The organism is Stenotrophomonas sp. STEN014, from assembly GCF_056760315.1.
Genome location: NZ_JBRREN010000011.1, coordinates 13,565 through 26,684, shown reverse-complemented (window position 1 = coordinate 26,684; position 13,120 = coordinate 13,565). Strand labels below are relative to the sequence as shown.

10 protein-coding genes are annotated in these 13,120 nt (G+C 68.5%); 6 read left to right on the top strand and 4 right to left on the bottom strand.

The annotated features are described in order from the left end of the window. Window positions 1–200 precede the first annotated feature (200 nt). Together ACVOMC_RS14005 and ACVOMC_RS14000 are read left to right on the top strand one after the other, a co-directional pair. Window positions 201–2,921, top strand: coding sequence for a DUF2339 domain-containing protein (locus tag ACVOMC_RS14005; protein ID WP_481524436.1), 2,721 nt, complete (start codon window positions 201–203; stop codon window positions 2,919–2,921). Further along, window positions 2,918–4,303 (top strand): DUF3999 domain-containing protein, encoded by a 1,386-nt coding sequence (locus tag ACVOMC_RS14000; RefSeq protein ID WP_481524435.1) that lies wholly within the window; start codon window positions 2,918–2,920, stop codon window positions 4,301–4,303. The genes ACVOMC_RS14005 and ACVOMC_RS14000 overlap by 4 nt, the downstream gene beginning before the upstream one ends. A gap of 36 nt (window positions 4,304–4,339) precedes the next feature. Here the strand turns inward: ACVOMC_RS14000 and ACVOMC_RS13995 are convergent, their stop codons facing one another. Beyond that, window positions 4,340–4,897 carry a GNAT family N-acetyltransferase gene (locus tag ACVOMC_RS13995; RefSeq protein ID WP_481524434.1) on the bottom strand — a complete coding sequence of 186 codons (558 nt, stop codon included), beginning with the start codon at window positions 4,895–4,897 and terminating at the stop codon, window positions 4,340–4,342. Window positions 4,898–4,976: 79 nt separating this feature from the next. Here ACVOMC_RS13995 and ACVOMC_RS13990 point away from each other — a divergent pair, with 79 nt between their 5' ends. The 4 genes from ACVOMC_RS13990 to ACVOMC_RS13975 all read left to right on the top strand — a co-directional run bounded on the left by ACVOMC_RS13990 (window position 4,977) and on the right by ACVOMC_RS13975 (window position 9,795). After that, window positions 4,977–6,155 (top strand): phosphoglycerate kinase, encoded by a 1,179-nt coding sequence (locus ACVOMC_RS13990; RefSeq protein ID WP_481524433.1) that lies wholly within the window; start codon window positions 4,977–4,979, stop codon window positions 6,153–6,155. Further along, window positions 6,152–6,796: an HAD-IA family hydrolase gene (locus tag ACVOMC_RS13985; RefSeq protein WP_481524432.1), complete on the top strand. Its 645-nt coding sequence runs from the start codon at window positions 6,152–6,154 to the stop codon at window positions 6,794–6,796. The genes ACVOMC_RS13990 and ACVOMC_RS13985 overlap by 4 nt, the downstream gene beginning before the upstream one ends. Window positions 6,797–7,165: 369 nt before the next feature. Beyond that, a complete protein-coding gene (gene pyk / locus ACVOMC_RS13980; protein ID WP_054658804.1) occupies window positions 7,166–8,632 on the top strand; it encodes a pyruvate kinase in 1,467 nt (488 codons plus the stop codon). Window positions 8,633–8,790: 158 nt separating this feature from the next. Continuing rightward, the gene (locus tag ACVOMC_RS13975; protein ID WP_057505625.1) at window positions 8,791–9,795 is read left to right on the top strand and encodes a class I fructose-bisphosphate aldolase; all 1,005 of its coding nucleotides are present in this window, start codon (window positions 8,791–8,793) and stop codon (window positions 9,793–9,795) included. 77 nt (window positions 9,796–9,872) lie between these two features. Here the strand turns inward: ACVOMC_RS13975 and ACVOMC_RS13970 are convergent, their stop codons facing one another. The 3 genes from ACVOMC_RS13970 to cysG all read right to left on the bottom strand — a co-directional run bounded on the left by ACVOMC_RS13970 (window position 9,873) and on the right by cysG (window position 13,072). Continuing rightward, the gene (locus tag ACVOMC_RS13970; protein ID WP_481524431.1) at window positions 9,873–10,457 is read right to left on the bottom strand and encodes an O-acetyl-ADP-ribose deacetylase; all 585 of its coding nucleotides are present in this window, start codon (window positions 10,455–10,457) and stop codon (window positions 9,873–9,875) included. A gap of 170 nt (window positions 10,458–10,627) precedes the next feature. Next, a complete protein-coding gene (gene cysK / locus ACVOMC_RS13965) occupies window positions 10,628–11,587 on the bottom strand; it encodes a cysteine synthase A (RefSeq protein WP_481524430.1) in 960 nt (319 codons plus the stop codon). A 21-nt stretch (window positions 11,588–11,608) separates the two neighbouring features. After that, window positions 11,609–13,072: a siroheme synthase CysG gene (cysG, locus tag ACVOMC_RS13960; RefSeq protein ID WP_481524429.1), complete on the bottom strand. Its 1,464-nt coding sequence runs from the start codon at window positions 13,070–13,072 to the stop codon at window positions 11,609–11,611. Window positions 13,073–13,120: the final 48 nt, after the last annotated feature.

Below are 13,120 nucleotides of genomic sequence, written 5' to 3'. Positions count from 1 at the left end.
GGGCGGGAAAGCTGCCGGAGGTGGCGCAGGCCCGGCCGGCGAGGGTGGGGACTGCCCGGGTAGTCACCGGGCGGACTGGCCCGGGACCGGTCTTGTATGGATCTGGCGGCACACGCGCTCGCCACGCGCGCCAGCAGTTTCCGTTTGCGCCGCACCCGGATAAGGTGTGGCGGCCCTCCGTCGGGGGACAGGGACAGGAAATGGATGACACGCTGGTGGTCGTGGGGTTGTTGTTGCTGGCCGTGGCACTGCTGGTACCGGTGCTGCTGGTGATGGCGCTGGTCTCGGTGGCCTCGCTCAAGCGCCGGGTGGCGGCGCTGGAAGCTGCCCTTGCGCCGTCGCCGCAGGATGCGGCCGCCGCCGCGCGGCCTGTGTGGCGAGCGCCGGAAGCCGATGACCGCTTCGCCGGGAGCGCGCCGGTCCAGGCCGAGCCGCAGCCGCCTGGACCGCTGGCTGCGCCGCCGCCTTCAACCGTGATGCCGGTGACCCCCGCGCCGCCGCCGTTGCCGGAGCGGCCGGTTGCCGAGCACGTGCCGCCATCGCCGGCCACGGTTGCGCCCGCGCCGCGCCCGCGGCCGGAAGGGGCGCCACCGCCCGCGCCGAGTTTCATCGAGCGCGGCATCGAACACCTCAAGCGGTGGTTCACCACCGGCAACGTGCCGATCAAGGTCGGCATGCTGGTGATGCTGGCCGGTGTCGCGGCCCTGCTCAAATACGCCACGGACCAGGGCTGGTTCAGCCTGCCGGCCAGCGTGAAGCTGGCCGGCGTCAGCGCCGCGGCACTGGCCGGCCTGGTATTTGCGTGGCGCAAGCGCCAAAGCCATCCCAGCTTCGCCCTGGCGATGCAGGGCGGCATGATCGGCATCCTGCTGCTGGTGGTGTTCGCCGCCTGCAAGAACTACGGAATGATCGGCGTGGTCCCGGCCTTTGGGCTGAGCGTGGTGCTGATCGCGGGCCTGTCGGTGATGGCGGTGCTGCAGGAGTCGCGCACGCTGGCCCTCCTCGGAGTGCTGGCCGGCTTCATGGCGCCGATCTGGCTGTCCAGTGGCAGCGGCAACCAGGTGGCATTGTTCTCGTACTACGCGCTGCTCAATGCCGGTATCTTCGCCATCGCCTGGGTGCGGCCGTGGCGCATTCTCAACCTGCTGGGATTCGCCTTCACCTGGGGCATCGGCACGGTCTGGGGCGTGCTGGACTACGAGCCGGCCAAGTTCGCCAGCACCGAGCCGTTCCTGCTGCTGTTCTTCGGCTTCTACCTGCTGCTGCCACTGCTGTACGCGCGCAAGGCGGCGACATCCGGCAATGCGCGGATCGATGGCTGCCTGTTGTTCGGCACACCGCTGGTCGCCTTCTCGCTGCAGGCCGGGTTGCTGCAGGGCGAGCGCATGCCGCTGGCGTTGTGCGCGCTGGGCGTGGCGCTGCTGTATGCGCTGCTGGCCCGCGCGCTGCTCAACCGCGACCGGCTGCAGATGCTGGCCCGTGGCTACGCCATCCTCGCGGTGGGCTTTGCCACGCTGGCGGTGCCGTTGGCGTTGTCGGCCGGCGCCACCGCTTCGGTATTCGCGCTGGAAGGCGCCGGGCTGGTCTGGCTCGGGCTGATGCAGGATTGGCGACTGGCGCGCTGGAGCGGCATCGGTCTGCAGCTCGCCGCCGCAGCCGCCCTGATGCTGGGGACCAGCCGGGGCCATCACGTCGATACGCTGGCCATCGCCAATGCCGGCTTCATGGGGGCACTGCTGGTCGCGCTGGCCGGCTTCGCCACGGCCTGGTTGTATCGGGATGTGGGCAGGCGGCAGCTCGCCGCCGTGGCCTACGGATGGGGGCTGGCCTGGTGGCTGGGCAACCTCGCGCTGGAGATCGGCGACTTCGTCGAGCCCGGCAGCCGCTTGCATGCGGTGCTGCTGATGCTGGGGGTGACCGGCTGGCTGGCGGCCGAGGTGCAGCGGCGTGCGCCGGCTCTGGCGTTGTCACTGACCACGCTGGGCGGCCTGGTGCTGGCATTCCCGGTGGCGTTTGCCCAGCTGTCCGAATACGGCCAGCCGTTCGCCGGGCACGGGCTGTGGGCGTGGGCGCTGTTCGCCGCGCTGGGCGTGCGCAGCCTGCTGTGCCTGCGGGCCAGTAGCGGCGCGGTGGCAGGGCTGGCCCAGCTGGCGTGGTGGCTGCTGTGGCCGACCGTGTTGTCGCTGCTGGCCTGGCACCTCGGAGGTCGCTTCGCGCTGGCCCAAGGCTGGGTCGGTCTGCTGCTGGCATTGCCCTGGCTGCTGTTGGCGGTGCTGTCGCTGCGGCGGTGGTCGTGGCTGGCGCAACCGCTGGGCGCGGCGTTTGATCGCTGGCGACCTGCGTTGCAGGCGGCGGTATTCGGTGTACTCGGCCTGTGGTGGTTGACCGCCCTGGCCAGTGCTGGCGATGCCGCGCCGTTGCCGTGGATCGTGGGATTCAATCCGCTGGAGCTGGCGCAGATCGCGGTGCTGGTGCTGGCGGCGATGCGTCTGTGGCAAGGGCACAAGCAACGCAGTGTGCCGGCGCAGCTGGTCGGCATGGCGCTGGCCGGGCTGGTGCTGGTCATGGTGATGACGCTGCGTGCGGTGCACCACTGGGGCGGTGAACCGTGGAATGAGCGTCTGCTGGGCGGCCAGCTGGCGCAGACCAGTCTGACCGTGGTGTGGAGCCTGCTGGGGGTGGTCGGCTGGGTCTCCGGTTCGCGCCGCGGGCAGTGGGGACTGTGGTTGGCCGGTGCCATCCTGATGGCGGTGGTGCTGATCAAGCTGCTGCTGATCGACCGCGACAACCTGGGCGATCTGCTCGGCATCGGCGCGTTCATCGCCTACGGCCTGTTGTGCACGCTGGTGGGTTGGCTGGCGCCGGCACCGCCGCGTCGCGCAGCGGCAATCCCGAACAACGATGAGGACGCGTCCGCATGATCAAGCGTTTGCTGTGGCTGGCCCTGCTGCCGATGAGCGTGCAGGCCGCCGATGATTTCGCCGCCCAGTGGCCGTTGCGGTTGTCCCAGCCCGACGCCGGTGCGTATCGCGTGCCGCTGGAAGCTTCCGTGTATGCCGCCGCCTATTGGCGCGATCTGCGCGATGTGCGGGTGCTCGATGCCGACGGCAAGCCGGTGGCCAGTGCGGTCTACGCGGCAGCCACGCCGGTGTCCGGGCTGCCGCGCATGGTCGAGCTGCCTTGGTTCGCGTTGCCGGTGGCGGCGACCACCGCCGATGACGATCTGAGTGTGGTGGTGCAACGCGACAGCGGCGGCAAGCTGCTGTCGATCCGCAATTCAGTCGCGGCCGGCGGCAATGTCGGGGCGGCCGATCCGGTCTGGCTGGTAGATCTGGGCGAGGACGCCGGCAAGCTTCGCGCGCTGCATGTGGACTGGGCCGATCCCGGGGCGACACTGGATCTGGGCTATCGGCTGGAAGCCAGCGACGACCTGCGTGGCTGGCAGGTGCTCGACCCGCAGGTGCGTCTGGTGCAGCTGAACAACCAGGGCCGCGCACTGCGCAGCAATACCCTCAAGGTCGTCACGGATCTGCGCTACCTGCGGCTGGTGCCGCTGCAGCGCAGCGGTGCCCCGGCCTTGCGCGGTCTGCGCGGTGAACTGGTCGATGCGGTGGACAGCGGCGACTGGCAGTGGCTGGAACTCACGGCCGAGGCCGGCGGCAACGCCAAGGACGGTTACCTGTACCGGTTGCAGGGCCGCTTGCCGGTGCAGCGGCTGGATGTGCGGATGCCGGCCAACAGTGCCGTGAGCTGGAGTGTGTCCAGTCGCGATCCGGATCGGCCCGGTGTCGATGGCCGCACGCCGGACTGGCAGCGGCTGACCGCAGGCTGGAATACCTGGAGCCTGAGTGAGGGGGGCACCCAGCAGCACTCGGCGCCGTTGGAAACCTCCGGCACCCTCACCGATCGCCAGTGGCGGTTGCAGGCCGAACCGGGCTCCCTCCCGGCCGGGGCGCCGCTGCTGCGTCTGGGATATCGGCCCGGCAGCGTGGTGTTCCTGGCGCAGGGACGTGCCCCCTATCTGCTGGTGGCCGGCAGTGCGAATGTGGCCGCTACGCAAGCCGCCCTCGATCCGATGCTCGATGCCCTGCGCGCGCGTAATGGCAGGCAGTGGCAACCGGCCACGGCGATGCTGGGCGAGCGCGCCGTGCGGGCCGGCGATGCCGCATACCAGCCGGCCAAGCCGCCGCACGACTGGAAGAGTCTGCTGCTGTGGGCGGTCCTGGTGGCGGGTGCGCTGGCGGTCGCGGGGTTCGCGTTGAGCCTGGTGCGTGGCGGTGGCGAGCAAAAGAAACAGGATTGAGGGGGCGGGCCCTGGGCCGGCGGGGGCTTTGCGACTTCAGCTGGCATTGAAGTCCCGCTGCAACAGACCGTAGAAGGCGGTATCGCACAGCTCGCCGTTCACCCGCCAGCGTTCGCGCAGCAGCCCCTCACAGACGAAGCCCAATCTCTCCAGCAACCGGCACGAGGCGGTATTGCGCGGATCGGCATCGGCCTCCACGCGGCGCAGCTGCAGCCCATCAAACAGATGGCGAAGGATCAGGCGCAGCGCTTCGCTGGCCAGTCCGCGGCCCTGCCAGTCGCGGTGCAGGCTGTAGCCGATCTCGGCCCGGCCCTGCCCCGGGTCGATCGCGAACACCGCGCTGCTGCCGATCAGCCGGTCGCTGCCGGCATCGGTAATCGCCCAGATGAGGATCTGCTGCTCGCGGCGCTGGCGCTGGATCTCGGCGATCTTGGCCTGAGCTTGTGCCAGTTCCGTCCAGGCCGGATAGCTCCAGTAGCGCATCACCACCGGGTCGGAATGGATGGCGAACAGGGCCGGGGCATCGTCGGGGCGGACTTCGCGCAGCCGCAGCCGCGCGCTGTGCAGCTCCGGTTGGAACAGACGTGTCTGCATCGCAATGACCTCCAGTTTGCCCCGGTTGGCAGGGCGGGCGAAAATGCCGGACTACCCCACCTGCGGAGCAGATCCTGCCATGTCCATCGTTCGTATGACCGACCTCGACCTTTCCGGCAAGCGTGTATTGATCCGCCAGGATCTGAACGTGCCGATCGACGGGGACGGCAAGATCACCTCCGAACAGCGCATCACCGCATCGCTGCCGACCCTGAAGCTGGCGCTGGAGAAGGGCGCCGCGGTGCTGGTGACCTCGCACCTGGGCCGCCCCAAGGAAGGCGTGTGGAGCGCCGCCGATTCGCTGGCGCCGGTGGCCAGGCGCCTGTCCGAACTGCTGGGCGTGGACGTGCCGCTGGTCAAGGACTGGGTGGACGGCGTGGACGTGGCCCCGGGCCAGATCGTGCTGCTGGAGAACTGCCGCATGAACGTCGGCGAGAAGGCCGACGATGAAGCCCTGTCGAAGAAATACGCCGCGCTGTGCGATGTGTTCGTGATGGACGCCTTCGGTACCGCGCACCGCGCCCAGGCCTCGACCCACGGCGTGATCCGTTTCGCCCCGGTTGCTGCCGGTGGCCCGCTGCTGATGGCCGAGCTGGACGCGCTGGACAAGGCCCTGGCCAACCCGGCGCGCCCGCTGCTGGCGATCGTGGCCGGCTCCAAGGTCTCGACCAAGCTGGAACTGCTGTCCAGCCTGGTCGGCAAGGTCGACCAGCTGATCGTCGGTGGCGGTATCGCCAACACCTTCATCGCGGCCGAAGGCCATGGCGTGGGCAAATCGCTGGTCGAGAACGACCTGCTTGATACCGCACGCAAGATCGACGCCGACGCCAAGGCGCGCGGCGCCGAGATTCCGCTGCCGACCGACGTGGTGGTGGCCCCGGCCTTCGCCGCCGACGCCCCGGCCACCATCAAGCCGGTGGCTGCGGTGGGCAGCGATGACATGATCCTGGATATCGGCCCGGCCACCGCCACGCAATACGCCGAGCTGATCGCCAAGGCCGGCACCGTGGTCTGGAACGGACCCGTAGGCGTGTTCGAGTTCGACGCGTTCGGCAAGGGCACCGAGGCGCTGGCACGCGCCATCGCCAGTTCCAAGGCGTTCTCGATCGCCGGTGGCGGTGACACCCTGGCGGCGGTGGACAAGTACGGCATCGCCAAGGAAGTGAGCTATATCTCTACCGGCGGCGGTGCGTTCCTGGAGTTCCTGGAGGGCAAGACCCTGCCGGCCGTGGCCGCGCTGGAGGCCCGCGGATCGTGAGCCGTGATGTGCTGTTTTTCGATCTGGATGGCACCCTGATCGAATCGTCAGTGGGCATCACTCGTTGCGTGGCCTATGCGCTGGAGAAGATGGGCCAGCCGGTGCCGGCGGAGAACGAGCTGCGGCGCTGGATCGGTCCGGCGCTGCGTACCAGCTTCGCGCCGGTGTTCGGTGATCCGCAGCAGGTCGAGCAGGCGGTGGAGCTGTACCGCGAGCGCTTCGACAGCGACGGCTGGAAGGAGCACGAGATCTATGCAGGCATCGGCGAGGTGGTGCGTTCGTTGAAAGCCGCCGGCCACCGCCTGGCCGTGGTCACCGCCAAGAACGAGCCGCACGCGCAGCGGATCGTCGCGCATCTGCCGTTCGGTGACTGCTTCGAGGACGTGATCGGCGCTACCCCGTGTGGAACGCGCAGCCACAAGCCGGAGCTGGTGGCCGAGGCGCTGGGGCGGCTGTCACTGCAGCCGGCCGATTGCTGGATGATCGGCGACCGCCGCATGGATATCGAGGGCGCCCGCCACCATGGCATGCGCAACATCGGGGTGCTGTGGGGCTTTGGCGGGCGGCAGGAACTGGAGGCCGCCGGCGTCCACGCACTGGCCGCAGCTCCGGAGGATATTCCGCTGCTGCTGCAGGCCTGATGGTACGCAAAACGCCGGCGTGAGCCGGCGTTTTGCTTGGTCGCTTGCGCACGGTGGGACGATTCGCCGAAAAAGAGGGATGCGGTGCGATGTCTTTGTTGTCCGGGCGGTGTCAGATGGATGTCTCGCGGGAAGGGGCTGATGGCCTGACGGGACTTCTGTCGTTTACACCTGACCGGCAAGGGTCAAGGCCGTGTCGCCTACGGGCGTAGTCGAGGACGTGCGATGGCGTACGCACGCCGATGTCTGGCCAGGCTGTCTTTGCTGTCTGCGGGACATCGCGGGATTTGTCACGCGACACTCGCCGCGACATCGTTGTCATAGCGCGAATATGCTAATTTCGATGGTCTTTCAGGGAGACCCCACACAATGATCGAACGCCAGCGCCGTACCAAGATCCTCGCCACCCTCGGGCCTGCAACCGACGCGCCGGGCGTGCTGGACGATCTGTTCCGCGCCGGCGTGAACGTGGTGCGTCTGAACTTCTCCCACGGTGATCCTTCCGGTCAGGCCAAGCGTGCCGCCGAAGTACGCGCCGCCGCGGCCCGCGTCGGTATGGAAGTGGGCATCCTGGCCGACCTGCCGGGCCCGAAGATCCGCATCGAGCGCTTTGCCGAGGGCAAGGTGCAGTTGAAGGCGGGTGACCGCTTCGACCTGATTGCCAGCGAAAACGCCGGGCCGGGCACGGCCAGCCAGGTGGGCGTCAGCTACCTGGGGCTGCCGCAGGACGTGGGTCCGGGTGACGTGCTGCTGCTGGACGACGGCCTGATGCAGCTGCAGGTGGTCGAGGTGCAGGGCGAGCGGATCATCAGCACCGTGCTCAACGACGGCGTTCTGTCCGACCGCAAGGGGCTGAACAAGCAGGGCGGCGGCCTGTCGCTGGGCGCGCTGACCGAGCGCGACAAGGAACTGATCGGCATCGTCGCCAAGATCGGCGTGGACTTCATCGCCGTGTCGTTCTGCCGCAACGCGCAGGACATGAACGATGCGCGCGAAATCGCCCAGTCGCATGGCTGCTATGCCGCGCTGGTGTCCAAGATCGAGCGCACCGAGGCGATCGAGAACCTGGAGGAGATCGTCGAGGCCAGCGACGTGGTGATGGTGGCCCGTGGCGACCTCGGTGTGGAGATCGGCGATGCCGAACTGCCGGGCCTGCAGAAGAAGATCATCAAGGCCTCGCTGGCGCAGAACAAGGTGGTCATCACCGCCACGCAGATGCTGCAGTCGATGGTCGAAAGCCCGATCCCGACCCGCGCCGAGGTGCTGGACGTGGCCAACTCGGTGATCGACGGCACCGATGCGGTGATGCTGTCGGCCGAAACCGCGGCCGGTGCCTATCCGGTCAAGGCGGTCGAGGCGATGGCCCGCATCTGCCTGGGGGCCGAGCGCCAGTTCCAGACCGAAACCGACTTCAACGCCTCGCCGCGCAACCTGCAACGGGCTGACCAGGCCATCGCCATGGCCACGATGTTCCTGTCCCAGCACGTGGGCGTGCGCGCGATCGTGGCGATGACCGAATCCGGTGGTACCGCGCGGTTCCTGTCGCGTTTCCGCGCCAAGTCGCCGATCTTCGCGGTGACCCGCCATGATGGCGCGCGCCGGCAGATGGCGCTGATGCGCGATGTGTTCCCGATCAACTTCGACAGCCGCGGCCTGACCCCGCGCGAAGCCGCCCGCGGTGCGATCCGCCTGCTGGTCGAGGCCGGGCAGCTGCAGGCCGGTGACCGCGTGGTCTTCACCAGCGGCGAGCATATGGAAACCCTGGGCGCGACCAACACCCTGCGCCTGCTCGAAGTCGGTGCCGACGGCCGCGCCAGCGGCCTGGGCGACCTCTGACGTCATGCGTCACCGCTCCGGTCAGGAAGCTGATCGGAGCGGACAGGTTTTGTCCTGTCGGGACGGGACAAAACCCGCGCCAGACCCTGCGGGCGACCAGCCCGCAGGGCGGGCGGGCTATAATCGCGGTTTTCCCGCACTCCGTCACAGGTAAAGAGATGAGCATCGAACTGCTGGCTGAAACCGCCCAGGCCATGGTTGCCCCGGGCAAGGGCATCATCGCCATTGACGAATCCACTGGCACCATTGCCAAGCGTTTCGCCAGTGTCGGGATCGAGAACACGGAAGAGAACCGCCGTGCCTACCGCGAGCTGCTGCTGACCACGCCGAAGCTCAACGAGCACATCTCCGGCGCGATCCTGTACGACGAGACCATCCGCCAGTCGACCAAGGACGGCGTGCCGTTCGCCAAGTACATGGCCGACCACGGCATGATCCCGGGCATCAAGGTCGATACCGGCGCGCATCCGCTGGCCGGCTGCCCGGGCGAGATGGTCACCGAGGGCCTGGACGGCCTGCGCGCGCGGCTGCAGGAGTACTACAAGCTCGGTGCGCGTTTTGCCAAGTGGCGTGCGGTGATCAACATCGGCGAGAGCATCCCCTCGGGCACCTGCATCGAGGTCAACGCCCACGCGCTGGCCCGTTACGCCGCGCTGTGCCAGGAAGCCGGCCTGGTGCCGATGGTCGAGCCGGAAGTGATCATGGACGGCGACCACGACATCGAGACCTGCTACGAAGTCACCGAGGCCACCCTGCGCGCGCTGTTCGATGCGCTGTACCAGCAGAACGTGGTGCTGGAAGGCACCATCCTGAAGGCGTCGATGGTCATCTCCGGCAAGGGCTGCGACGAGCAGGCCGATGTCGAGGAAGTGGCCGAATCGACCGTGATGTGCCTGAAGTCGGTGGTACCGGCGATCCTGCCGGGCATCGTGTTCCTGTCCGGCGGCCAGAGCGACGAGCAGTCCACCGCCCACCTCAATGCCATGAACCAGCTGGGCACCCTGCCGTGGCCGCTGAGCTTCTCCTACGGCCGCGCCATGCAGCAGGCCGCGCTGAAGTTGTGGGCCAAGGACATGAAGGGCAACTACGCCGCTGCGCAGAAGACCGTGTACGAGCGTGCCAAGGAAAACGGCCTGGCCGCACTGGGCAAGTGGGAAGGCTGATCGCCTCTTCCGTGTCCTGAAACAGCGAAACGCCGGCCCTGTGCCGGCGTTTTCGTTTTTCCTTCCCGGCTCCCGGCTCAGGTCGCGGCCGCCAGCCCCTGCATCAATGCCGAGCTTCCCCCGCTGCTGTCGATCTGGCCGCTGCGGTTCAGGGCCTGCTGGTAGATCTTGAATGCCGCCGCGTTGTAGGCCACCAGGATGATGCGCAGCGGGCGGATATGGCTCTTCCGCCAGGTCAGTGTTTCGGTCACCGCGATATCGGCGGCCTGGTGCAAAGGGTAGCCGTACACGCCACAGCTGATGGCCGGAAACGCGATCGATTGCAGCTCCATCCGTTCGGCCAGGCGCAGCGACTGCCAGTAGCAGTTGGCCAGCAGCGCGGCCTCATCATGGCGGCCGTCGCGCCATACCGGGCCCACGGTGTGGAACACATGCCGTGCCGGCAGCGCATGGCCGCCGGTGGCGCGGACCTCGCCGGTGGGGCAGCGGACGCCGGGGCGCAGCTCCGGCAGCTGGCAGCACTCGGCCAGCAGGCCGGGACCGGCGGCACGATGTATCGCCCCGTCCACGCCACCACCGCCCAGCAGGGTTTCGTTGGCGGCGTTGACGATGGCGTCAACGTCCAGTTCGGTGATGTCGCCGTGCCAGATTTCGATGCTCATGGTCCCGATCTTCCACCGCCCTGTATGAGAGAAACGTGACGGGCGCCTGCGTGCACCCGCTGCCGGCGAAGCCTGGCGCTGGCGTGTCTCACAGCCTGCGATTGCAGTTGCCGGAATGCATGAAGGCCGCGGGTAGCGGCCTTCATGGGTGATCACTGCTGAAATGCAAATTACGGCAGGCCGGCCAGCCAGTCGTCGTCCGAGCCCTCGTTGATATCGGCGAACAGCGGGGTGGAGAAGTAGCGCTCACCGGTGTCCGGCAGCATCGCCAGGATCACCGAGCCGGCGTCGGCGTCGGCGGCGATATCCAGCGCGCTGGCGACGGTGCCGCCGGCGGAGATGCCGACGAAGATGCCCTCCTCGGCGGCCAGCCGGCGTGCGGTCTCGATCGCACGGTCGTCCTGCACCGCCAGCAGCTGGTCGTAGACCGCGCGGTTGAGCACGTCCGGGACGAAATCCGGCGTCCAGCCCTGGATCTTGTGCGGAGTGAACTCCTTGCCGGCCAGCAGTGCGGCGCCGGCCGGTTCGGTGGCGATGATGCGGGTGTCCGGGCGCGCGACCTTCAGCACCTCGCCCACGCCGGTGAGGGTACCGCCGGTGCCCCAGCCGCTGACGAAATAGTCCAGGCGCCGGCCGGCGAAATCACGCAGGATCTCCGCCGCGGTGGTCTGGCGGTGGTAGGCCGGATTGGCCGGGTTGGCGAACTGGCTGGCCAGGAACCACCCGTGCTGGTCGGCCAGTTCCCTGGCCTTGCGCACCATGCCGCTGCCGCGTTCGGCCGCGGGAGTCAGGATCACCTTGGCACCGTAGGCGCGCATCAGCTTGCGGCGTTCGATGGAGAAGGTTTCCACCATCGTCGCCACGAACTTGTAGCCGCGTGCGGCGGCGACCATGGCCAGCGCCACGCCGGTGTTGCCGGAGGTGGCTTCGACGATGGTGTCACCGGGCTTGAGCAGGCCTTTTTTCTCGGCATCGAGAATGATCGCCAGCGCCAGCCGGTCCTTGACCGAGCCGCCCGGATTGAACGATTCGACCTTCACATAGAGGTCCACGCCGGCCGGGGCGAGCCGGTTGAGCTTGACCACCGGGGTGCTGCCGATGGTGTCGAGAATAGTGTTGTAGATAGCCATTGAATGCTCCGGGGAAGGCGGTCAGGCGGCGTCGGCCAGTGTCGGTGGCGAGGTCTTTGCGGGAGGTGAGGAAAGGGTGGGGGGGACCTGCAGCGGCGCGTGACCGAACCAGTGCAGCTCGTCGGCCAGCGCGGCGACATCGCCCAGGATCAGCAGCGCCGGCGATTGCACCCGGTACAGGTGGGCGGCCTCGGGCAGGGTGTCCAGCTGGCCGCGGACTACCCGTTGGCTGGTGCGCGAGCCGTTTTCGACCAGGGCGAACGGCGTCGCCGCGCACAGGCCTGCTGCGAGCAGACCGCTGCGGATCTGGGCCAGCGTCGCCACCCCCATGTAGAACACCAGCGTCTGCCGCGGTAGCGCCAGCGCGTTCCAGTCCAGCGTGTCCAGCGAACCCTTGCAGTGCGCGGTGACCAGGCGCAGCTGCTGGGCATGGTCGCGATGGGTCAGCGGAATGCCTGCATAGGCCGCGCAGGCCAGCGCGGCGGTGATGCCCGGTACCACTTCGTAAGCGATGCCGTGTGCGCGCAGGAACTGCAGTTCTTCGCCCCCCCGGCCGAACACGAACGCATCGCCGCCCTTGAGCCGCACCACGCGTTTGCCGGCGCGGGCGTGTTCCAGCATCAGCGCGTGGATGTGGTCCTGCGCGGTGCTGTGGCCCTGCGCGGATTTGCCCACTTCAATGAAATCGGCGTCGCGTCGCGCCAGCTGCAATACCTCGGTGCTGACCAGCCGGTCGTGCAGGATCACATCGGCCTGGTTGAGCGCGCGCAGCGCGTTGAGCGTGAGCAGTCCCGGATCGCCGGAACCGGCGCCGACCAGCACCACCGAGCCGGGCGTCGCGGTCGGTTCGCCGGCCATGTCCTGCCGCAGCTGGCCTTCGGCGGCGACCCACTGCCGGCGCCGCAGCAGGTCCAGCAACGGGCCGTCGATCAGCCGGTCGAAGAAGCGGCGGCGCGCCCCCAGCTCCGGAAAGCGGGCGCGGATGTGCGCGCGCTGGTCGGTGACCAGCGCAGCCAGCTGGCCCCAGGCCTGGTCGAACAGCACTTCGATCCGGCGGCGCACGTGGCGGGCCACCATCGGCGCGCCGCCGCCGCTGGAAATGGCGATCTGCAGCGGACCGCGCTCGACCACCGCCGGCACGTGGAAGGCCGACAGCGCGGCATCGTCGACCACGTTGGCGAACAGGCGGCGCGCGTGCGCGGCGGCCGCCACGGCCTGGTTGGTCGCCGGATCATCGGTGGCGGCGATCACCAGCCAGACATCCTCGCCGAGCCAGTGGGGTGCGAACGGCCCCTGCAACCATTGGATGCGCAGGGAACGCGCCAGTTCCTGCAGGGCCTCGCTCAGTTGCAGTGCGCCGACCCGTGGCAGTGCGCCGGCGCGCAGCAGCGCCTGGACTTTGCGTTCGGCCACCGCTCCCCCGCCCACCACCAGGACGGCCCGACCCCGCAGGTCGGCAAACAGCGGAAACAGGGAGGTGTCCAAGGTCGGTGGCACGGGGCTGCGGAAGGGATGAATGACCGTACCGGCGGC

Excerpts from the sequence above, each read along its gene's own strand:
- ACVOMC_RS14005 (WP_481524436.1), top strand. The coding sequence starts at position 201 with ATGGATGACACGCTGGTGGTCGTGGGGTTGTTGTTGCTGGCCGTGGCA.
- ACVOMC_RS14000 (WP_481524435.1), top strand. The coding sequence starts at position 2,918 with ATGATCAAGCGTTTGCTGTGGCTGGCCCTGCTGCCGATGAGCGTGCAG.
- ACVOMC_RS13995 (WP_481524434.1), bottom strand. The coding sequence starts at position 4,897 with ATGCAGACACGTCTGTTCCAACCGGAGCTGCACAGCGCGCGGCTGCGG.
- ACVOMC_RS13990 (WP_481524433.1), top strand. The coding sequence starts at position 4,977 with ATGTCCATCGTTCGTATGACCGACCTCGACCTTTCCGGCAAGCGTGTA.
- pyk (WP_054658804.1), top strand. The coding sequence starts at position 7,166 with ATGATCGAACGCCAGCGCCGTACCAAGATCCTCGCCACCCTCGGGCCT.
- ACVOMC_RS13975 (WP_057505625.1), top strand. The coding sequence starts at position 8,791 with ATGAGCATCGAACTGCTGGCTGAAACCGCCCAGGCCATGGTTGCCCCG.
- ACVOMC_RS13970 (WP_481524431.1), bottom strand. The coding sequence starts at position 10,457 with ATGAGCATCGAAATCTGGCACGGCGACATCACCGAACTGGACGTTGAC.
- cysK (WP_481524430.1), bottom strand. The coding sequence starts at position 11,587 with ATGGCTATCTACAACACTATTCTCGACACCATCGGCAGCACCCCGGTG.